General features: G+C 46.1%; 18 protein-coding genes. 7 read left to right on the plus strand and 11 right to left on the minus strand.

The genetic code is table 11. The features are described 5' to 3' along the window. The 4 genes from ligA to V1358_RS05515 form a co-directional block, all read right to left on the minus strand. Positions 1–2,019 (minus strand): NAD-dependent DNA ligase LigA, encoded by a 2,019-nt coding sequence (ligA, locus tag V1358_RS05500; protein ID WP_347393167.1) that lies wholly within the window; start codon positions 2,017–2,019, stop codon positions 1–3. An 86-nt stretch (positions 2,020–2,105) separates the two neighbouring features. Further along, positions 2,106–2,852 (minus strand): cell division protein ZipA, encoded by a 747-nt coding sequence (gene zipA / locus V1358_RS05505; protein ID WP_347392855.1) that lies wholly within the window; start codon positions 2,850–2,852, stop codon positions 2,106–2,108. 29 nt (positions 2,853–2,881) lie between these two features. Then, a complete protein-coding gene (locus V1358_RS05510) occupies positions 2,882–6,277 on the minus strand; it encodes a chromosome segregation SMC family protein (RefSeq protein WP_347392856.1) in 3,396 nt (1,131 codons plus the stop codon). Between the two features lie 56 nt (positions 6,278–6,333). Continuing rightward, positions 6,334–7,077, minus strand: a complete 744-nt coding sequence (locus tag V1358_RS05515; RefSeq protein WP_347391123.1) for an RNA methyltransferase — start codon at positions 7,075–7,077, stop codon at positions 6,334–6,336. 206 nt (positions 7,078–7,283) lie between these two features. Here V1358_RS05515 and V1358_RS05520 point away from each other — a divergent pair, with 206 nt between their 5' ends. The 5 genes from V1358_RS05520 (at position 7,284) to V1358_RS05540 (ending at position 12,628) form a co-directional block, all read left to right on the plus strand. Beyond that, positions 7,284–8,390, plus strand: coding sequence for a YjgN family protein (locus tag V1358_RS05520; RefSeq protein ID WP_347392857.1), 1,107 nt, complete (start codon positions 7,284–7,286; stop codon positions 8,388–8,390). Between the two features lie 4 nt (positions 8,391–8,394). Continuing rightward, positions 8,395–9,408, plus strand: a complete 1,014-nt coding sequence (locus V1358_RS05525) for a M48 family metallopeptidase (RefSeq protein WP_347392858.1) — start codon at positions 8,395–8,397, stop codon at positions 9,406–9,408. A gap of 30 nt (positions 9,409–9,438) precedes the next feature. Next, positions 9,439–11,355: a hypothetical protein gene (locus tag V1358_RS05530; RefSeq protein ID WP_347392859.1), complete on the plus strand. Its 1,917-nt coding sequence runs from the start codon at positions 9,439–9,441 to the stop codon at positions 11,353–11,355. A gap of 122 nt (positions 11,356–11,477) precedes the next feature. Continuing rightward, positions 11,478–12,203, plus strand: coding sequence for a sulfate transporter CysZ (gene cysZ, locus V1358_RS05535; protein WP_347392860.1), 726 nt, complete (start codon positions 11,478–11,480; stop codon positions 12,201–12,203). 17 nt (positions 12,204–12,220) lie between these two features. Next, positions 12,221–12,628: a VanZ family protein gene (locus V1358_RS05540; protein ID WP_347392861.1), complete on the plus strand. Its 408-nt coding sequence runs from the start codon at positions 12,221–12,223 to the stop codon at positions 12,626–12,628. 26 nt (positions 12,629–12,654) lie between these two features. On the opposite strand, the gene rlmM is transcribed toward V1358_RS05540, so the two are convergent. Genes rlmM through V1358_RS05560 form a run of 4 tightly spaced genes read right to left on the minus strand, consistent with a single transcriptional unit; the run spans position 12,655 to position 15,641 of the window. Then, a complete protein-coding gene (rlmM, locus tag V1358_RS05545; protein WP_347390962.1) occupies positions 12,655–13,740 on the minus strand; it encodes a 23S rRNA (cytidine(2498)-2'-O)-methyltransferase RlmM in 1,086 nt (361 codons plus the stop codon). Between the two features lie 9 nt (positions 13,741–13,749). Continuing rightward, positions 13,750–14,115 (minus strand): DUF423 domain-containing protein, encoded by a 366-nt coding sequence (locus tag V1358_RS05550; protein WP_347392862.1) that lies wholly within the window; start codon positions 14,113–14,115, stop codon positions 13,750–13,752. Then, the gene (locus tag V1358_RS05555) at positions 14,112–14,741 is read right to left on the minus strand and encodes an alpha/beta family hydrolase (protein ID WP_347392863.1); all 630 of its coding nucleotides are present in this window, start codon (positions 14,739–14,741) and stop codon (positions 14,112–14,114) included. Before V1358_RS05555 ends, V1358_RS05550 begins: the two co-directional genes overlap by 4 nt. Beyond that, the gene (locus V1358_RS05560) at positions 14,742–15,641 is read right to left on the minus strand and encodes a transcriptional regulator GcvA (protein ID WP_347392864.1); all 900 of its coding nucleotides are present in this window, start codon (positions 15,639–15,641) and stop codon (positions 14,742–14,744) included. It lies immediately after the preceding gene. Between the two features lie 394 nt (positions 15,642–16,035). Between V1358_RS05560 and V1358_RS05565 the strand changes: the two genes are divergently transcribed. Beyond that, the gene (locus V1358_RS05565; protein WP_347392865.1) at positions 16,036–16,647 is read left to right on the plus strand and encodes a hypothetical protein; all 612 of its coding nucleotides are present in this window, start codon (positions 16,036–16,038) and stop codon (positions 16,645–16,647) included. A 135-nt stretch (positions 16,648–16,782) separates the two neighbouring features. Further along, on the plus strand, positions 16,783–17,670 hold the full coding sequence (locus V1358_RS05570) for a hypothetical protein (protein ID WP_347392866.1): 888 nt from the start codon (positions 16,783–16,785) through the stop codon (positions 17,668–17,670). Positions 17,671–17,679: 9 nt separating this feature from the next. Here V1358_RS05570 and kdsA read toward each other — a convergent pair whose 3' ends face one another. The 3 genes from kdsA to V1358_RS05585 are packed head-to-tail and all read right to left on the minus strand — an operon-like array spanning position 17,680 to position 20,613. Further along, complete coding sequence (gene kdsA / locus V1358_RS05575) at positions 17,680–18,534, minus strand: 3-deoxy-8-phosphooctulonate synthase (protein ID WP_347390968.1); 855 nt, start codon at positions 18,532–18,534, stop codon at positions 17,680–17,682. 10 nt (positions 18,535–18,544) lie between these two features. Beyond that, positions 18,545–19,798, minus strand: a complete 1,254-nt coding sequence (locus V1358_RS05580) for a DUF819 family protein (RefSeq protein ID WP_347392867.1) — start codon at positions 19,796–19,798, stop codon at positions 18,545–18,547. A 17-nt stretch (positions 19,799–19,815) separates the two neighbouring features. Then, positions 19,816–20,613, minus strand: coding sequence for a tetratricopeptide repeat protein (locus V1358_RS05585; protein ID WP_347392868.1), 798 nt, complete (start codon positions 20,611–20,613; stop codon positions 19,816–19,818). Positions 20,614–20,688: the final 75 nt, after the last annotated feature.

The raw sequence follows: 20,688 nt of genomic DNA on the forward strand, positions 1-20,688 counted from the left end.
TTAGCCCCCATGTTGCTCTAGTAGCGCGATTAAATCGTCTTCGCTGAGCACATCAATACCTAACTCCGTGGCTTTAGTGAGTTTTGAGCCCGCTTTTTCTCCGGCAATTAGTGCATGAGTTTTAGCCGACACACTCCCTGCCACCTTCGCGCCTAGCGCCTGCAAGCGCGCTTTCGCGTCATTGCGGCTGATGTTACTCAGCGTGCCCGTGACTACATAGGTCAGGCCACTGAGCGGTTGCTCACTTTCACTTTTCACTTCTAGAGCTGGCCAATTGATGCCTTCTTCGAGCAACGCTGCAACCACTTTTTGGTTAGACTCTTCGTTAAAGAAACTATGAATGTGTTTGGCCACAATCTCACCCACATCACTCACCTCTTGCAGGTTGTCGATGCTGGCCGCCATAATTGCTTCGAGCGATTGATAGTGGTTCGCGAGGTTTTGTGCCGTAGCTTCGCCCACTTCGCGAATACCTAATGAGTAAATAAACTTTGCCAGCGTAGTAGTTTTAGCAGCCTCTAAAGCAGTGACGAGGTTTGCGGCAGATTTAGGCCCCATGCGCTCTAGACTTTCAAAATGTCCCTGACGCAACTGGAATAGCTCAGCTGGCGTGTGAATAAGCTCACGCTCCACCAGCTGCTCAACAATTTTGTCACCTAGACCGTCAATGTCCATCGCTTTGCGCGAAGCAAAATGCTTAATGGCTTCTTTTCGTTGCGCTGCGCACACTAGACCGCCGCTGCAACGTGCCACGGCTTCGCCTTCAATGCGCTCAACGTGCGAGTCACACACTGGGCAATGCTCTGGAAACACGATGTCTTTCGCATCATCAGGGCGGCGCTCCAGCACTACCTGAGTGATCTGTGGGATCACGTCCCCTGCGCGGCGAACGACCACAGTGTCGCCAACCTTTACTCCCAAGCGGGCGATTTCATCGCCATTGTGCAAAGTCGCATTGGATACGGTTACACCGCCCACATACACGGGCGCCAAACGAGCAACAGGCGTGATTGCACCAGTACGGCCCACTTGGAATTCAACGTCTTGTAATACGGTAATTTCTTCTTGTGCTGGAAATTTGAAAGCGATGGCCCAACGCGGCGCTCGAGCAACAAACCCGAGTTGTTCCTGTGCGTCTTTGTCATTAACTTTAATGACCACACCGTCGATTTCATATTTCAAATCACCACGGCGAGTCAAAATATCCTGATAATAAGCAATTGCTTCACCTGCCCCATTAACCAACTTGGTTTCAGGACAAAGCGGCAATCCCCAATCTTTCAATTGGTGTAGTTGCTCATAGTGCCCATCTGCCAACTCGGCACCAGTTACCTGCCCCATGGAATAGGCATAGAACATCAAAGGACGTTTAGCGGTGATCTTTGAATCTAACTGACGCAGACTCCCTGCTGCCGCATTACGTGGATTAGCAAACACCTTGGCGTCATTTTCTTTGGCTTGTTCGTTTAAACGGTGGAAACCGGCTAGATCCATAAACACTTCGCCGCGCACTTCCAGTTCTTGCGGGAAATCGCCACGTAATTTCAGCGGAATGTTACGAATAGTCTTTACGTTTTCAGTGATGTTTTCACCTACTTGGCCATCACCTCGAGTGGCTGCTTGTACCAGCACCCCATCGCGATACAAAATCGATACAGCAAGGCCATCGAGCTTAGGTTCACAGCAGAATACTTGCTCTTGATTGGCGGCTAAACGGTCTTGGATACGCTTATTGAAAGCGTAGAACTCGTCTTCATCGAACGCGTTGTCTAACGACAACATTGGCACTTGGTGGGTGACTTGCGAAAACTTACTCAGTGCTTCACCACCGACCTTCTGACTTGGCGAGTCAGGAGTTAATAACTGCGGATGTGCAGTTTCTAAAGCTTGTAACTCACGCATTAAACGGTCGTATTCGGCATCAGGAATACTTGGATTATCCAGCACGTAATAGTTGTAGTTGTGCTCTTCTAAACTGGCGCGTAATTGTGCAACTTGTTGCTCAGGCGTAAGACTCATATCTACCTCGATAAAGAAGCCACCGAGTGGTGGCTTCATTAAAAACGATTATTTAGCACTCAGCGATGCCGAGATAACATCACTGGTTAAGCGTATTCGCGAACTTTCTCCACGTACTCGCGTACAGTGTTCACACTCAGTGGTTCGCGTTTGTGATCCAACAATTCGGCACCGAACTCATCCGCTAACTTCTTCGCAGCGCTGTGCAGCATATTGAACGTGGACATCGCCTCACCTTCATTAGGAAGCGTCATGAATAAGCTCACACCCGCTGTTGCAAACTGCTCCATGTTGTCGATATCGAACGTACCTGGGTTATACATATTCACCATGCGGAATAAAACTGGACCTTGGCCACTGGTTTGTTCATGGCGATGGAAGAAACCATCGTCATCGTATTTAAAACCTAACGTGAGCACTAATGGCAATAATTTCGCACCCTGCATTTGCAGACCTTCAGGCATGTGCACGTGAATAATCACAAAGTCTTCTGGTTGTGCTTGCTGTTCTTGTTCTGGCGCATCAGCGTCGAGGTTGTCATCAGTGGTGCTGTCATCCTCGTCGATGTCAAAACTGCCCATATTCGGCTCATCGTCATCTAAGGCACTGAAGCTTGGCTCTTCACGAACTGACTCAGGCTTAGATTCTGTTGTTGCTGTAGCGTCATGTTGCGCACTCGCCGTAGGCTCCACAGCGTGGGCCTCTGGCTTTGGTGCGGGTTTATTGTCAACACCGTTGGCGCGCTTGCGCACTGACCATAGGCCATGTATCAATAAACCACCAATCACTAGCGCACTGATTAGAATTAATACCCATCTGAGATCTTCGGCCATCCCCTCACCTTTATTCTTAGTTTGTTCAATTAACTGGCCTGAGCCATTTCCATTGCTTGCTCAATATCCACAGCCACCATGCGTGACACACCTGGTTCAGCCATTGTTACACCGGTCAATCGACCTGCCATTTCCATGGCAATCTTATTATGGCTGATATAGACAAATTGCACCGTTTGCGACATTTCTTCCACCAAACGACAAAATCGTCCGACATTGGCATCATCTAACGGGGCATCAACCTCGTCAAGCATACAAAACGGGGCTGGATTGAGCCTGAATATCGAAAACACCAATGATAATGCGGTCAGCGCTTTTTCTCCACCACTTAACAAATGGATTGTGGAATTTTTCTTACCTGGCGGTCTGGCCATGATGGCAACACCGCTTTCTAACAAGTCATCACTGGTCAATTCAAGATAAGCAGAGCCACCTCCGAATACTTTTGGAAACAGCTCTTTGAGATCTTCATTGATTTGCTCAAAGGTCGCTTTGAATTGCGCCTTCGTTTGTCGGTCTATTTTGGCGATAGCTGTTTCTAAGGTATCCAACGCCGCAGTTAAATCATCCAACTGGTCATCCAGGTACTGCTTGCGTTCTTTGGCACTGGTAAACTCATCGATAGCAGCAAGGTTCACCGCCCCTAAATCATTTAACTGCTTGTCGATTGTTGTTAGTTGTGCTTGCCAGCGGCCAATAGCCGCATCATCCGTTAAAGTCTCCAGCACGGCTTTGAGCGTTACATTTAGCTCGTCAAGCGGTGCGAGTGCTTGTTGCGCTTTGAGCGTCAGTGTTTGCTCTTCCAGCAGCGCTTGTTGAATTTGCTCTTGCAACTGTTCGCGTTGCTCCTCGCCTTGCGCCAACTTTTCTTTATTTTGTTGGTATTGTTCTTGGGCGAGTTCTAACTGTTGCTGCAATTCGCTCTGCTCAGCACTGAGATGCTCTTTTTGTTCAAGCAGGTCTTCTATTTGCTGAGCTTGCTCAGCAATTGGTTCAGCGGCCTCTTGCTGCTGGGCAACAGCTTCATCGAGGGCTTGTTCTAGCTGCTGCAATTCTCGGCTAAGGTTACTTTGCTTGTTGAGGCTGAGGCTTAATTCACTTTGCAGACGTTCGGTTGCTATTTTGGCATCGTTTAGCTGAGCTTGCTGGTCTTGGGCACGCAGTTGCGCCTGCTTAAGTGCTTGCTGCGCTTGCTCAAAAGTACTTCTTTCTTGCGCACTGCTATTTTCAATCGTTTCAAGTTGTTCTTGCGCTTGCTCGATACATGCTTGCTGTTGCTCTAATGCTATTTCGGCATCCTCAACTTGAGCTTGCAACATTTGCTGGCGATGCTCTAAGCGTGTGAGTTCTTGTTGCCATTGCTGCGCTTGCTCTTTAAGTAGCTCTTGGCGTGTTTGCATGCTGGCGTACGCTTTTGAATGTTCGTGCACTGCCTGCTTGGCGATTTCTAACGCAGCCTGTATCTCAACGCGTTCGCTCTCAAGCTCATGTAGTTCCTGTTCAAAACCGGGAAACTGTTGCTCCAGTGTCTGGAATGCACTTTCCAACTCTTGCAACTGTTGGCGCTGAGCCAGCACACCTACTTGCTCTTGGCTAGCTTGCAAACACCAATGACGCCCACGAAGCGTTCCGGCTTTATCAATCACACCAATCCAAAGCGGGTCACTGAGCAAGGAGATATCACCTTTTTCGTTATAGGCAATACGATGCAACAGATCTGGATATACGCCAGCACTTATGAACTGCGCCACACTGTGCTGTGGTACATCGTCTTTGGATGCACTGAGCCAACTACCTTGTTGCTGCTCATTCACTTTCAGGTTTTTTAGTTGCATCAGAGCAACTTCTACTAGGTGTTCATACCCTTTTTGAACATCCAGTTGGAACAGCACATTATCAACCTTTTCATCGTCATCACCGTGCAATACTGATTCAATGGCATCACGTTTCGCCATGAGCTCTTGGCGTTTGCGCACGGCGCGCTGGTAGTTCTCATTCGCATGCGCGAGATCTTCGCTGTTGGCCTGTAATGCTTGCTCCTGCAGAAGCTGTTCGCTTTGTGCTTTCGCTAAGCGTGCAGTCAGCTCTTTACTTTGCGATTCACTCTCAAGCAATTGTTGTTTGATGGTCGCACTATTGTGACGCGTCAAGGCCGCAGCGTTATCACTGAGTAATTGCTGTGCACTTTGCAATTTAGCGGCAATCGCTTGGTGTTCATGGCGACTTTGCTGCAACTGTTGCTGGCCTAGGAATAATCTTTCACGACTTTCGTGCTGCTGCGATTGTAATAGCTCAAAATACTCACTGGCTTCATCATGCACCGCCTGCGCCTCAAGTAAGGCTTCGTGTAGTTGTTCACGAATAATAAGCTGCTCTTCGCATCTCATTTCATGGCTTTGCACATGCTCTGCCTGTTGGCTTTGTGCTTCTTTTAATTGCTCTATTTGCTGTTGGTTTTGTGCAATCAATGTCTGTAACTGATGAGCGCGTTGTTTGGCGTGTATTTGCTGTTGTTCCAAGCGAGCCAGTTGATTATCGGTTTGGAAAATGCGTTGTTGCGTTGATTGCAGTGCAGCATTGGTGTCATCCAACTGTTGTTGGAAAGCGCCAAGAACATCTTGTTCGCCACGATGGGCGTCTTTAAAGAAACTTAGCTCTTCTTTGAGTTTGGCGAGTTGTTCGGACTGTGCCAATTGCTGCTGATGCAACTTTTGCCATTTGAGTACCGCTAATTCACTTTTGAGCTTGCGCTGTTGTGCTTTAAGCGTGCGGTAGTCCGTCGCTTGTTGCGCTTGGCGCTCGAGTTTATCTAGCTGGCTTTGTAATTCAGCACGCACATCCAGCAAACGCTCTAAGTTTTCTTTTGTACTTTTAATGCGCGTTTGTGTTTCTCGACGACGTTCTTTGTATTTTGATACACCCGCGGCTTCTTCGATAAACACTCGCAGCTCATGCGGCTTACTCTCAATGAGGCGTGAGATCATGCCCTGCTCGATAATTGCATAACTGCGCGGCCCTAGGCCGGTGCCGAGGAAAATGTCTGTGATGTCTCGTTTGCGGCACTTACTGCCGTTGAGGTAATACAGCGATTGGCCGTCACGGGTTACCACGCGCTTAATCGCAACTTGGTTACGCGACGCTAGGGTACCGGGCAAACGCCCTTGGGTGTTATCAAAAACAAGCTCCACAGAAGCTTGAGAAACGGGTTTACGTGTGGCGGCGCCATTAAAAATAACGTCTGTCATGGCATCGCCACGCAGATTTTTAGCGGAGCTTTCCCCAAGCACCCAACGTACAGCGTCGATCACGTTTGATTTACCACAGCCATTTGGCCCGACAACGCAGGTCATTGCGTCTGGGAATGGTATTTTTGTGGCATCAACGAATGATTTAAACCCTGCCAGTTTTATGCTGCTTAAGCGCATCCACGCCTCATTATTATGATTATTCTTATGAGCGGCTGAGATTTAGTACGAAAGAATTAACCGCGACAACGTTTTATATTATCTAAAATTATGCCACTGGCAATAGCTACATTTAGGGACTCAGCGCCCCCGTACCCCATGATGGTAATGCGTTGAGTGATATGCTCAGCAACCGCTTCACTGATACCGTGCGATTCGCTGCCCATCACCAAAATACCTTGCTCAGAAAAATTTGTAGAATGGAGGTTTTCACCGCCCAAAAATGCGCCATAAATTGGTTTGTTGGCCTGTGACAAATATTCAGGAAGATTCACTTCTTGGCAGGTTACACGCGTAAATGACCCCATCGTAGCGCTGATCACTTTTGGGTTGTATGGATCGGCACAATTTGCCGACAACAACACATGCTCAAATCCATACCAATCCGCTAAGCGAATAATTGTGCCCAAGTTGCCCGGGTCGCCAACACCATCCAGTGCCAGTTGCCAAGGGGTGGGAACGATCTCAGTGTGCGCCATGGGGGCCACAGCAATTGCATCGTTATTGGTCACTAACGTGCTCACTTTACATAGCTCAGTCTCATCCGCTTCATGAATGTCTCGAGCATTCAAACGCGAGGTAATTAGGGAGCGGTGCTGGGCAATAAACGCGTCACTAGCAAAAAGTTGGGCAACGGGGTGTTCGCTTTGCAGTAACTCCAATACGTTCTTTGTTCCTTGAACCAAAAACTCTTGATGTTGCTTGCGGTATTTTTTCTGACCCAATTGACGCAAATACTTTTGCTGATTTTTCGATAGCATGAAGCGCTGACCTAGCTGAGAAAATGGAGTTGGCGCTATTGTATACGCAAACCACATAAAATACATGTTTCGCGCTTATCGCGTTTTTTATACGTAAAGAACGTAAATTTGTCGCGAACATGCCTACAACTCCCTGTTTAGTTGCATTACTGCTTCCTTAACGTTAAATTAATGAATGCAAAATAAAAATAATTGGAATGCTTTAAATGGACTTACATTCAAACGACCCATCTCAACAGTTTAATAACCAGTTTCAGCCCTATTCACGACGTGTCGAATTCAGTGGTAATGCCAGCGAATTTTTCTCGATTTGGATTGTGAATATTGTGCTCACACTGCTAACCTTGGGCATCTATTCGGCGTGGGCAAAGGTTCGTACCTACCGCTATTTTTATGGCCACACCCAACTCGACGGCCATCGCTTCGATTACCTCGCCACACCCATACAAATTCTAAAAGGCCGCATACTCGCGTTTATCTGTTTCGCTTTGTATATGTTTTTCGTCAACTTTATACCTTTGCTTGGTATTCTCGCGGTGTTCGTTTTAATGTTTTTGATACCTTGGATTGTCAACCAAGGTATGCGTTTCAATATGCGTATGAGTCGCTATCGCAACATACGCTTTAATTTCCAAGGTAGTTATGGCGAAGCCTTTGTGGTGTTCTTATTGTTGCCTTTTTTAAGTGTCTTTACGCTGTATTTGCTCCTGCCGTACGTGTTTAAACGCATCGATCAGTACTTGCACAGCAACATAGAATTTGCAGGCACGCCTATTACCGTTGAAACTCGCGGTGGTGAGTATTATTTAGCAGCGCTGATGGCGTATGTCGCAGCAGCCATCGTCGGTGTTGTTCTGCTCGCTGTTGCTGGCGTGTTTGGCTTCGGTCTTGAGGCACTTGCCCAAGTGGACCAATCAACAGAAGCAGCAGCAACCGTAGCAGGCGTTGTGGCTTTGGTAATGATCTCTGTGGTGTATATGGTCGCATTGGCAGTTGGTACAGGTATTTATCAAACCCATATCCGTAACCACATTCTAAATAGCAGTGAAATTGACGGCATCGTTGATTTCAAATCTGATTTACAAATGATTGATTACACCTTACTCATCTTCACTAACTCATTGGCGTTAGTGTTTTCTTTGGGGCTCGCATATCCGTGGACTAAGGTGCGTAAAACACGCATGTTGGCACAGGCGACTGAAATTACCATTTTATGCGATCCTCAACAGCTGCATGATCAGCTCGGTGAGCAGGACTCGTCGTTTGCTGAAGAGGCAGCCGGTATGTTCGATATCGATTTATCACTGGGCTAATCACATGCATGTCAGTGGTATTTACTACCCTCAAAACCAAAGTCAGAGTAAAGACGTCGAGCTGCGCTTAAGCGAGCTCGGCGTGACGCTCTATGAATATGGTTCAGTACTGGCGCAGTACTCAGAATATCAACAAGGTCAGCAAATAACTGGACTGCCTGTCGAAATCAGTTTTGAGGACGGCAGCCGTTTTGTGCCCCATAGCACCGCACATCGTTGGCCCTCGCAGTCAACATGGGATGCGTGGGTGGAGAAAGTTGAGCGCCATAAACTGGCATTGTTGTGCTGTGTGGTAATGAGCGCCGTATTCGTGTGGCTATTATTCTTTAAAATTATTCCTAGTGGTGCCGCAGCAGCAGCCAAAGCACTGCCTGACTCGGTGAAACAAGCGACGTCAGAACAAACACTCAAGGCTATTGAGCTGATTTATCTGGAGCCAACGCAGCTCGCCACTGACCAGCAGCAACATATTCAATCTTTGTGGCAAAGTCACATTAAACGTATTGATAACCCACCGCCGAATCTCATTCTGCATCACTACCAAGCACCTGAAATTGGCGCCAATGCCTTCGCGTTACCTGATGGGCAAGTGGTGTTAACAGATGAACTAGCTGAATTGCTCAAAGACAACGATACCGCCTTGCTAGCGATATTGCTTCATGAGATTGGTCATGTTGAACATCAACACGGCATCACCCTCGCCGCACAATCGGCGGGGGCATCAGTTGCGCTGGCCCTTATGTTTGGCGATTTAGAAGGGTTTGCAGAAATCGTGTTGGGTACGGGTTCTACCTTGTTGCAACAACAATTCTCCAGAGATATGGAACGCGAGGCCGACAGTTACGCGCTTGAGCAATTATCCAATTTAGGCTATTCGCCGACTGCTTTTGCTGAGGCCATGCAGGCACTTGCAGAAGAACACAAAATGGATAGCGAATTGGGTAACACACTGCTTCAGTACATGTCATCCCACCCATCCGTTTCGGAACGGATAGAAAGAGCAAAACAAGCTCAATAACGAATTTTAAACACCGAGGAAATACTCAATATGGCTTATGATTTTGGCTCCAAAGGGCTAGGCATTTCTAATCCATTTAAAATTGAAGGTACGATGCGTACCGCGGGCGGCGCGATTATTGCGCTATTAGGTCTGTTTAGCTTGTTCAAGGTTACATCATTGACACAAACCGACATGGTATCGGCATGGGTTTATGCCGGTGTTGGTTTGATTCTTATGATCATTGGCCTAAAACGCTGCGGTAGTGGTCTGTTCCAACTGTTTAAGTTTTTCGTTGGTCGCTCAGTACCAAGCTCGCTGGCGCCGAACTTAACAAAGAGCGAACAAGAAAACTCAGCTCTGGAACAAAAGAAAGGCTCATTAGCGTACAGCTCTAAAACCCTTGAATCTATGTTGATGGGCCGCAAAAACGCTACCTTCACTGAGCCTAAAGGTTGGGTTGGTCGCTTTGCGCACTCTGTGTTGCCTAAGCTTATTTTCTTGCCTTACCCAATGCGCAATGTGGCTCAAGAAGTGATTTCCGTTATTCTGCAAACAATCTTGGCATTTGTGGCTTTTGGTTTAACTTACTTTGTTTCTTCTTCAGGTCTTGCTGGCCAAGCAGGCCACATTATTGTGCCGGTATTTTCAGCGCTTATCCTTGTTTATCTGCTACTTTGCTGGCGCAGTGCTGCCAATGCAGTCAGTCTAAAAAGTGTGAAAAAGCTCAAAGACGTAGGAGCTGCGTCGCTGGCCAAAATCATTGCCTTTTCAATTATCTTTCCTGTCACCATTGGCTTAGTTTACCACCATGTGTTTGCGCCGAACCAAAGCGAGCTTGCGAAATGGGGCGAACTAACTAACCAAGTGAGCGTGTTCTCTGCTTGGCCTAGCTTGCTGACGCTATTGGTACTTGGGGCGCTGTGTTGTGTGGCTGTTTTTTATCTTATTAATGCGCGTTCAAAGCAAATTGAAGTTGCGACTGAAGTCAGTGAGTACCGTGCTAACTTGCAAGAGGAAGTGCACCCTAATGAGATTTTTATCAATATCGAGAGCATTGTCCTTGCAAACCGACGTTACAAAGAGATCCCAAACCGTACGTACATTGATTTTGACCCAGTTTTAAACGAGCAAAGCAATGGCAAAGGCGATTTTCGCGGTGAACTCTTGATTGAAACACAACCCGAATACAACCCTCGCAACGACAACAAGGGCTTTAAAATCACCCGCTTGGTCAGCACCTTCGCAGCACAGATTTGTTTGTTAATTGGTGCCGCCCTCCTGTATTCACTCGCTGGCGACATTGTCGCGCTCTATCACTTTTTAGCAGATCAAGGCGGACAGTTAAACGACTTAACTCGCGCTGCCAATCGTGGTGTTATTGAGCCATTGCAAAACTGGTTAGGTGAATTATCTACCTTCGTTGTAGCCCTGCTGAGCACTTTCTTCATGTGGCAAATCTTTAGCACTATTGGCCGTATGTTGGAAAATTTCAGCCATGTATTTTGGGCGGAAATGCAATTTAGCTCGCTACTGCTATACCTTAAAACCGAAGGCACGTTTACCGAGTCTAAAGTTTCTACAGGTATGTCAATCCATGATTCAACGCGCAGCGAGAACGTGGTGATCAAATCGTCAATCACTCCCTGGATTATCAGTTCGCGTATCAACTCAAGTACGTTTGCAACCAGTGGTGCAGACAACGTTGAGATGCCTCGTTATGTCATGACCATGAAAAAGAACGAGCAAGAGCTTAATACCATTGTTGATGAAATTCACAGCTTCTTGAAAGCGCGTGAAAACATTGCAGGGTTTAGTAATACCTCTGATTTACAAAATGCCGAAAACATTCTGAAAATGAATCAGGTGTCACGCGCACAGACACACACGCCAGCCTTAGAAGCTGAGCAAGCGGGTGCTTACAAAGAGCGTGAACAGCAAAGGGATGAGTTACTAGAAGACAAGTAAATCGCATCCAGCCCCGCACCGCGGGGCTTTTTTTTGCAATATTTGTTTACTACTTAACTCTTTAATTAACCCGCACCTTCGATATACTAGCGACAGTAAAGTACCAAACTTAGAGGTAAACCATGCAGTTAGGTCGTGGATTTGAATACTTCTTCAGTGGCTTCTCAATGATCACTGAAAAAGGTCTAAAACGTTTTGTTTTAATCCCGCTATTGATTAACTTTGTCATTTTCGGCACTTCACTGTTTTTTATTTACGGCTGGCTCACCGACGCCTTTGGGTGGGTGAACTCTCAACTCCCTGAATGGCTTAGCTGGCTGGAGTGGCTATTATGGCCATTAGCATTGTTAGTCGTATTGTTTAGTTATTCCATGATTTTCACGGTGATCACTAACTTCATCGCTGCCCCATTCAACGGCATTCTGAGTGAAAAAGTGGAATTGCACTTAACTGGCCAAAGAGTCAATGATGATGGTTTATTAGATACCATGCGTGATGTGCCTCGCATGCTAGGTCGAGAGTGGACCAAGTTATGCTATTACTTGCCGCGCGCCTTGGGCTTTTTTATTCTGCTATGGATCCTGCCGGTAATTGGGCAAATTTTGTGGGCATTGTTCACCTGTTGGATGTTCGCCATTCAATACAAAGACTACGCTTTTGATAACCACAAAGTCAGCTTTCGTGACATGAAACGCGACTTAAAAGCACATCAAGGGTTATCTTACGGCTTCGGTGCTGGGGTTATGCTGTGCGCCATGATCCCTATTTTAAACATGATAGTAATGCCAGTCGCAGTATGTGGTGCCACCAAGCTTTGGGTCGAGAACTACCGCACCAACTATCGCTAAGCTACTCAAGGAATTTGATGAAAGGGAAGTTTTATCCGTTTATGACCATCGCAGCAGTGAGTTTTTTTAGCTTCCTGCTGTGGATCATTTACCTAGCCAATACTGGCCAATCGAGTGTGTTTTTTGATTTGGTTAAGGCCTTGCCTTATGGCGATAAAATTGGCCACTTCGTGCTGTTCGGCACCTTAACCTTACTAGCAAGTTTAGCGCTTAAGGCGAAACACTTTTTCATTGCCAACAAAGTCAGACTTTACTGGGGCGCAATAGCTGTTTTTGCATTTGCATTGGGTGAGGAAATTAGCCAAGCCTTCGTTGCTACTCGCACCTTTGATTTGATCGACTTAAGTGCCGATGTCCTTGGCATTTGCGCAGCGAGCTGGCTTGTGAGCAAGCTGATGTTATGGCATAAAAAAAGCCAGAGCTAACTCTGGCTTTTCTTTGACTATGCTATTTAGCTGTACACGTTTTGTGGCACGCGTAGTACTTCTAGGTGCACCGTCACTTCCTCACGGTCGTGATATAGGTGCTTAGCCTGTAGATTAAACTTCACACCATACTCGTGCAATTCGTCACGAATGCGCTGCATGTTTTCATACACACAATCAAAGCGCTTTTTCATTGGCAGCTTTAAGTTGAAAATAAGCTCTTTGGCAAAACCATTCACCGCCCAATCAATCATTAGCTCGGTTACACGACTTGGTTTTTCTACCATGTCACACACTAACCAGCTGATATTGCGACGCTCAGGACGGAACTTAAAGCCGTCTTCGCGATAATGTTTTACTTGGCCGCTTTCCATCAACGCCTGATCCATTGGGCCATTATCAATTGCTTGCACAAACATGCCTCGACGGACTAATTGGTATGTCCAACCGCCAGGGCAAGCACCTAAGTCCACCGCTCTCATGCCCGATGCAACACGATCTTCGCGCTCGCTTTCCGGCACAAAAGTCATAAATGCTTCGTCTAGCTTCAACGTTGAGCGACTTGGCGCATCTTTAGGGAAACGTAGACGCGGGATACCCATAAACAATGGCGAGTTGTTAAAGCTAAATGAATAACCCACATAAGCTGTGTCGTTTGCAATAAATAGCACATGTAATGTTGGACGGTTTTTCACCTGCTGACGCAATAAAGTTTCTTGGCTTTCCAGCGCCTTAGCAAGCGGGTTACTGACCTTCTTACAGAATTTAGACAGCTCTTTACCTTCATTGGTATCGGGTGTCTCAACGCGAAGTTCACCACATAAAGGGAATTCCTTCGCAGCCTCACAAATGCTGCCCACTCGATCATCGATAGGCATTTTTGAAATTTGCTTACCCACAAACCACTGACGTGCGAACACCATGTCCTTGAATGGGATCTTTTTCAAAAGATATTCAGCTTCATCATGGCTATAGCAGTGATAAGCCACCAGCGCAGAATTTGGCTTGGTCTTCACATAACCACCAACACCTAGGTTGGCAGCGTGATGAGTAATTTCTGCAGCGGCATCGTTTTCGAAACCAGCGCGACAATAAATAACGATACAGGACATGGTAATGACTTATTTCATCTGTAAGAGTTTAACAACCATCGCCGCCCAAGCGACAATAAAGCACACGCCGCCAATTGGTGTAATTGGCCCAAACCATTTGATACCTGTTAAAGCTAAGGCATACAAACTACCACTGAATAATAGAACACCCACAATCATAAAGTAGCCACTGATGTTTAATTGCATTCCCATTTTTCCTAGGAGACCAATTAATATGAGGCCAAGTGCATGATACATTTGGTATTCTACCGCGGTTTGAAAGACCCCAAGGGCATATTCACTGAGACGGCTTTTTAAGCCATGAGCGGCAAAGGCGCCGAGTATAACACTGAGACCGGCGAAAATCGCGCCTACTATCAAAAATATCTGACTCACACCTGCTCCTTAATGAATGCCACGGCAATATCTGCTGCTTGTTGCCAATTTTGTTCTTGGCTAATTCCACTCTTTTTACGTGGCACCAAAGAGTGATCGCCATCAGCTAACCAATGAATGACCGCCGGAGATGTATCGGCGAGTAAGCTAAGTTCATCTTGTTTTCCAAAGGTGTCTCGCTCTCCCTGAATAACACAAAACGGCACATTGATATCACCAAAATGGGCAACGCGGAGTTTGTCTTTTTTACCGGGCGGATGAAACGGGTAGCCAAACGCGATAATACCGCCAACACTCGCAACCATCTCACTATCAGACTGCGCAACAAGCATACTCGCCATACGCCCACCCATTGACTTGCCGCCAATAAATAGCGGCAGACCTTGCATAGCCGATGACAAAGCATCATTAAAGCTTGCCAATAACTTGTCGGCACGATCAGGAGGTCGGCGCTTGTTTTCAGCTTTCGCTCTTTGCATGTATGGGAAGTCAAACAGCCCTACCGATACCCCCTGCTGTGCCATTAACTTGGCGATTTCCTGCATAAAGTCGCTGTCTATTCCTGCTCCGGCTCCGTGTGCAAAAATAAATTGAGCGGCCGGTTTGTCTGCTTGAATCCACTGCATTTAATACTGTTCCTGTTCTTTTTCAACGAGCCCAAGCATCCACTCTTTAAAGGACACAATTTTGCCCAGCTCTGATTGTGATTCTCTAAACACCAAGTAATAGGCATTTTTACTCTCTAAAGAGTGATTAAAAGGCACAATTAAACGACCCGCGTCAATCTCAGGTTTAGCCAAAACTAAGTTACCTAGCGCCACCCCTTGTCCGTGCGCCGCAGCCTGCATCGCCATGGAAGAGTGTGAGAAGATTGGCCCTTGATTTACTTGCACATTTCTAACACCCGCCGTTTTCATCCACACTTTCCATGGGCGTCGAGTGGTGTCGTGCAGGAGGATGTGGTTTTGCAAATCTTGCGGCTCATTCAATGGCTTTGGTCCCGTTAGCAGCATAGGGCTACACAAAGGCACTAAATACTCGGTGTGCAACTTGTGGGTTTCTACGCCACTCCAATGACCTCGACCGTAGTAAATCGCCACATCAACATCGTCTTGTAGTGAGTTCTCGTCTTGGTCTTGGGCTTTGATTCGTACATCGATGTCGGGGTGCTTTTCATGAAATAAGCTCAGTCGAGGTACCAACCATTGAATGGCAAAGCTTGGCGTCAGGCTTACCGTCAACGACCCTTTAGCACCCCGTGCCAACAGCTTGTCGGTTGCATCCACAAGCTGAGCAAAAATTTCTTTTATATCGAGAAAGTAACCCTGCCCCTCTTCTGTTAGTAATAGCGAGCGATTCTTTCGTAAAAATAACTTTAATCCAAGGTGCTCTTCTAAGGTTTTAATTTGATGGCTCACCGCAGCCTGAGTGACATAGAGTTCTTCCGCTGCTTTAGTAAAGCTTAAGTGCCGTGCAGCGGCTTCAAATGCCTTAAGTGAATTAAGTGGGGGGAGTCGACGAGCCATGTTCTACACATTAGATTTTTTTATTTGAATTGATTATATACAAAGGAACTTTATAAGCCAATTGAAGTGCTTAACGCATATTTTTTTAAAATGCGGCTATTATTGATTTACCTTTGAATTGATACAGTAGTTACCACATTTGTTAATGAGAACATTCGCTTTAATAACTTGTTTTATCCTCTCTTTTTCTTGCCAAAGTCTTAGTATTACTTGGGTCAAAACGAATGCACCTCCCTTTAATATGCCTGCAGACAGTGAACCCTTGGGTGTGTGCGATTTATTCGTGGATGAAATCATAAAAAGAACACCTAACATCAAACACGAAGTTATAGCGTTGCCTCAAGCACGTATCAATAGATACTCTGAGCAAGGGAAAAACCTTTGTTATCCCTGCATGATAAAAAAGCCTGATAATTTCCTATATAAATATTCGGTTGCGACAAGTATCTATCCGCCATACCGCGTAATCAGCAAAGTAGAAAAGCAATCCGAATTGATAAGAAAGCACGGCAATCCCATTTCACTGCCCTCCTTATTCGCTGACCCAACATTGCGCTATGGTCAAAGTGTCGCGCGGCGGTACAGCGAGACAATTCAATCGCTCAAACGCAACATTCGCTCTGAACAAGAGGTCGCTCTTAACTATAGGGCGGATGACCAAGCTGCCGCGTTGGGAGATATGTTAATCAACGATCGCATTGACTATGGAATCGACTACCCATTTATTGCTGATTACTACAACCAAATAAACGGCCGACAGCTACTAGCATCTACGCTCGTTAATGAACGTCACAGTGGCATCATTTTAGGTGCCGTAGGTTGTGCTACCAGAGCGCCTAATGACTTCGCTGAGAGCGTATTAGCAACCATCAATCCCATCATCATTAATGAGATCCTCCCAAGCCAAAGATATCAAGCTCATCAACAGCATTGGTTGAAAAAATACTTCAAGGACTTTGATGGGGTATACCAAGAGAAGCTCCTTCCAAGCACCGAACACGAATAGAAGTAAGTGGACCGCGGGAGATTGTTTCTCATCCTTATTTATTAAGCCGCCAATATATGAATCGAATTGATACCTTAGCGCTGGTCAGAGCTATAATTTATAGACTCAATCCCTCCAAGCGCTTAGTCTGGTTGTATGAAGTTTACATTGTCAGTGTTGTTTGTTGTCTTTTCTGGGTTTGCACAAAGCGCCAATGTGACGTGGCTTAAGATGGATGCGCCACCTTTTTCAATTGCCCAAGGTGAAGATCAAAGCGGCATTTGTGATGTTCTTATGGATGAGCTTATTGCACGAACACCCGACTACAATCACAAAGTCATTACCCTGCCTCAAGTGCGGTTGCGCGCTTTTTTCGAGCAGGGCGAGAATGTATGTGCGCCATGCCTGATTAAACGCACCAATAGCCCAGTGGTGAGATTTTCGGTCAGTACCAATGTATATCCTCCTTTATCCGTAGTGAGTACAGTTAAAACCAAGCGTAGTCTGACCGATAAATTTCATGATCCTATCGTTTTACAGTCACTATTAGCAGATGAGGAGTTTCGTTATGGACAGGCCCGAGGTAGAAAGTACACGCATTGGGTGCAAAGCTTATTGGACAACATCAAGGATATAGACACCGTGTCGTTCAATTACCGCTCAACAGATCAAGCCGCTGTGCTCGGTGATATGTTAATAAACAACCGTATAGACTACGGCATTGACTACCCTTTTATCGCTGATTACTACAATAAACTAAAAGGAAAAAACCTACTCGCAAGTACGATGATTTCAGGCACAGAAAATGAATTTGTCCTCGGCGCGATAGGCTGCTCCGAACAAGCTCCTGATGACTTCGCAAAGACATTTTTAGAGCAGATTAATAAGATACTCATCAATGACATTTTGCCCAGTGAGCAGTATAAACAGCACCAGAATGACTGGTTAGGGCATTACTTCTCTGATTACCCTCGTCTTTATGACGAACAATTACTCAATAAAAAACCAGCGCATGGCGCTGGTTTAGATAAAGAAACAAAGTAATTATAGTAATTACAAATCGCTTGCGCTGGTATCAAGGGGCGCAAAGCTCTTTACCAACTCATCAATCGCTTTCATCTGCGCTAAGTAGCCTTCCAGTTTAGCTAATGGTAATGCACACGGGCCATCACACTTGGCTTCATTTGGATTAGGGTGCGCTTCAATGAATAAGCCAGCAATGCCAAGTGCCATACCACTGCGAGCCAACTCAGCTGCTTGCGCTCGACGACCATCAGCACTATCGCTGCGACCACCTGGGCGTTGCAACGCGTGTGTCGCATCGAAAATAACTGGCGCCATAGTCTTCATGTCATCCATACCCAACATATCAACCACAAGGTTGTTGTAACCGAAGCTGGTACCGCGCTCACAAAGCGCCACTTTTTCATTTCCTGCTTCTGCAAACTTATTGATGATGTGACGCATTTCATGTGGCGCTAAAAACTGTGGCTTTTTCACATTAATCACATTGCCTGTTTTTGCCATCGCCATTACCAAATCAGTTTGGCGCGCCAAAAACGCTGGTAATTGAATCACATCCACTACTTCGGCAACGGGCGCAGCTTGATATGGTTCGTGTACATCGGTAATCAAAGGCACATTAAAGGTGTTTTTGATTTCCTCAAAAATCTTTAGACCTTCTTCCATACCCGGGCCACGGTAAGAACTAATAGACGAGCGGTTCGCCTTATCAAAAGAGGCCTTGAATACATAAGGAATATTGAGCTTGGTTGTTACTTCTACATAATGCTCTGCAATGCGCATCGCGAGATCGCGAGACTCAAGCACGTTCATGCCACCGAACAGTACGAACGGTTTATCATTGGCCAGTTCAATGGCACCGATGTTGATTTGTTTAATCGTCATTTTGATATCCTTAAGAAGCAACTGATTGCATGATCAGTCCGCAAATATAGGCCATGTACGTACCCACACCATAGCCTAGCACGGCTAATAGCACACCCACTGGGGCAAGTGATGGGTGGAATGCTGATGCCACCACAGGCGCTGAAGCAGCACCGCCCACATTAGCTTGTGAGCCAACAGCCATATAAAACAGCGGCGCTTTAATAAATTTAGCCACAATTAACATTAGGGCGGCGTGTGTAAGCATCCACACCACACCAATAAAGAAATACCAAGGTGTGTCTAGAATTGCAGTGATATTCATGTGTAAGCCGATTGACGCTACCAAGATATACAAGAAGCTTGATGCCACTTTTGAGGCACCAAATGCTTCAATATGACGTACACGAGTGAAGGATAAGCTAATACCAATAGTGGTTGAAATGACAATTAGCCAGAAAAACTTGCTGTTGAGGCTGTATTCTTGAGCCCACGCAAATTGGTTGAAATACGGCGCAAGAATATCACCACAGAAGTGCGCAAGGCCGGTGATACCAAAGGCAATGGCAATAATAGTCATGTAGTCATTGAGTGTTGGCATACGTGCATGTTCTGCATGGTAGGCTTCTACGCGTTTTTTCAGATCTTCGATGGCTGAGGTGTCAGCCCCCGTGCGCGCATCAATGGCTTTGTGATTACCCGCCATAAGCAGCAAAACAGCCATCCATAGGTTCGCAACGATGACATCCACCGTTACCATAGCGGAGAAGATATCGCCGCCCACCTCAAACATCTCTTTCATCGACGCTTGGTTGGCACCACCACCAATCCAGCTACCAGCAATAGTCGTCATACCTCGCCATACGGCATCAGGACCATGACCACCAACAATGTCAGGGTTGATTGCACTGGTAACGAGGATCGCCAAAGGGCCACCGATAACGATACCCACAGTACCGGTTAAGAACATAATCAGTGCTTTTGGGCCTAGGTTCAAAATGGCTTTTAAATCAATGCTAATTGTTAACAAAATCAAACATGCAGGCAGTAAATAACGTGATGCAACGTGGTAAACAGCATCTGCACTTTTGCCATCAACAATACCGAAGGTATTCAATAACGACGGGATGAAATAGCACAGTAGCAATGCCGGTACATACTTGTAAAACTTACGCCAGAAGTGATTTTGGCTATGTGCTGTTTTAAAAATCAGCCCAAGTATGATGGCCAGCAAGCCCATGGTCACCGCAGGGTTGGTGATCAAACCCTCATGAGGTTGAGTCATAAAAATTCCTTCCTAACTTAGTGAAGCGTATTATTGTTATTTTCAAGTTCGTCGATTTGATGACGCACTATTTCAATGCCGGGGTCATCCGGACATTCGTCGACAAAGAAGCTCAAATCTTCCTTTGCCAATTCAGGACGATTTATTTGGTTAAGCAAATAGCCACGGTCACGACGTTCATAAGGATCGTCGCCAATTAAGTCCAGCAATAAATCCGCACACGCTAGTGCGCTACCAAAACGCTCAGCAGCAATAAATGCCCATTTTTGGTGTGCCAGATATAGCTTATAAATCTCTTCTTCTACAAGAAGTTCTGGGCTGTGATCTGCTTCTTCATTTTCTGGCTGTAAGTACCATTGCTGCTGCCCAGATGCAGGCTCAATAAGGTAATGTTCTTGTTCGCTAAAGTTAACTTGAACCATCACGGCTTGGTCAACTAATACTAACTCTGCATCAAAACCGATATCACTTAAAATACCATGCAACACGATCCCTAACGCCAGTGAGTTTCCAGTGCGATAAAGCAAAGTGAAATATACACTGTTCAAACGAAACTCGGGCACATCTTGCTGCGTACCACTAAACCCCCAATGGGTGTAAAAACAGTCAACTACAGCGTTAAGCGCTTGGTGTTGGTCATCAAAGCGTTGGCTAATTGATACCGCTTCTTGAGTGAATTGCGCTAGTTGATCATACGCGTCTTGCACCTTAGCTTGTGCTTGCCATTGCGATTGCGCTGCAACGCATCGCTTAATCGCACTCACGCTGTAGCTGTGTTCTAAATCAAATTGGTCATCTAACCAAACATCAGACATAGATAGGTCATTCTCACGCACTGTAAATTGGCGCCTAGTTTACCTAGGATCAGACAAAGATACCAATTTGAACAT

It is taken from the genome of Pseudoalteromonas pernae (genome assembly GCF_039831865.1).
Lineage (GTDB): Bacteria > Pseudomonadota > Gammaproteobacteria > Enterobacterales > Alteromonadaceae > Pseudoalteromonas > Pseudoalteromonas pernae.

Coding starts and splice junctions, on each gene's coding strand:
- ligA (WP_347393167.1), bottom strand. CDS start 2,019: ATGAGTCTTACGCCTGAGCAACAAGTTGCACAATTACGCGCCAGTTTA.
- zipA (WP_347392855.1), bottom strand. CDS start 2,852: ATGGCCGAAGATCTCAGATGGGTATTAATTCTAATCAGTGCGCTAGTG.
- V1358_RS05510 (WP_347392856.1), bottom strand. CDS start 6,277: ATGCGCTTAAGCAGCATAAAACTGGCAGGGTTTAAATCATTCGTTGAT.
- V1358_RS05515 (WP_347391123.1), bottom strand. CDS start 7,077: ATGCTATCGAAAAATCAGCAAAAGTATTTGCGTCAATTGGGTCAGAAA.
- V1358_RS05520 (WP_347392857.1), top strand. CDS start 7,284: ATGGACTTACATTCAAACGACCCATCTCAACAGTTTAATAACCAGTTT.
- V1358_RS05525 (WP_347392858.1), top strand. CDS start 8,395: ATGCATGTCAGTGGTATTTACTACCCTCAAAACCAAAGTCAGAGTAAA.
- V1358_RS05530 (WP_347392859.1), top strand. CDS start 9,439: ATGGCTTATGATTTTGGCTCCAAAGGGCTAGGCATTTCTAATCCATTT.
- cysZ (WP_347392860.1), top strand. CDS start 11,478: ATGCAGTTAGGTCGTGGATTTGAATACTTCTTCAGTGGCTTCTCAATG.
- V1358_RS05540 (WP_347392861.1), top strand. CDS start 12,221: ATGAAAGGGAAGTTTTATCCGTTTATGACCATCGCAGCAGTGAGTTTT.
- rlmM (WP_347390962.1), bottom strand. CDS start 13,740: ATGTCCTGTATCGTTATTTATTGTCGCGCTGGTTTCGAAAACGATGCC.
- V1358_RS05555 (WP_347392863.1), bottom strand. CDS start 14,741: ATGCAGTGGATTCAAGCAGACAAACCGGCCGCTCAATTTATTTTTGCA.
- V1358_RS05560 (WP_347392864.1), bottom strand. CDS start 15,641: ATGGCTCGTCGACTCCCCCCACTTAATTCACTTAAGGCATTTGAAGCC.
- V1358_RS05565 (WP_347392865.1), top strand. CDS start 16,036: ATGATAAAAAAGCCTGATAATTTCCTATATAAATATTCGGTTGCGACA.
- V1358_RS05570 (WP_347392866.1), top strand. CDS start 16,783: ATGAAGTTTACATTGTCAGTGTTGTTTGTTGTCTTTTCTGGGTTTGCA.
- kdsA (WP_347390968.1), bottom strand. CDS start 18,534: ATGACGATTAAACAAATCAACATCGGTGCCATTGAACTGGCCAATGAT.
- V1358_RS05580 (WP_347392867.1), bottom strand. CDS start 19,798: ATGACTCAACCTCATGAGGGTTTGATCACCAACCCTGCGGTGACCATG.
- V1358_RS05585 (WP_347392868.1), bottom strand. CDS start 20,613: ATGTCTGATGTTTGGTTAGATGACCAATTTGATTTAGAACACAGCTAC.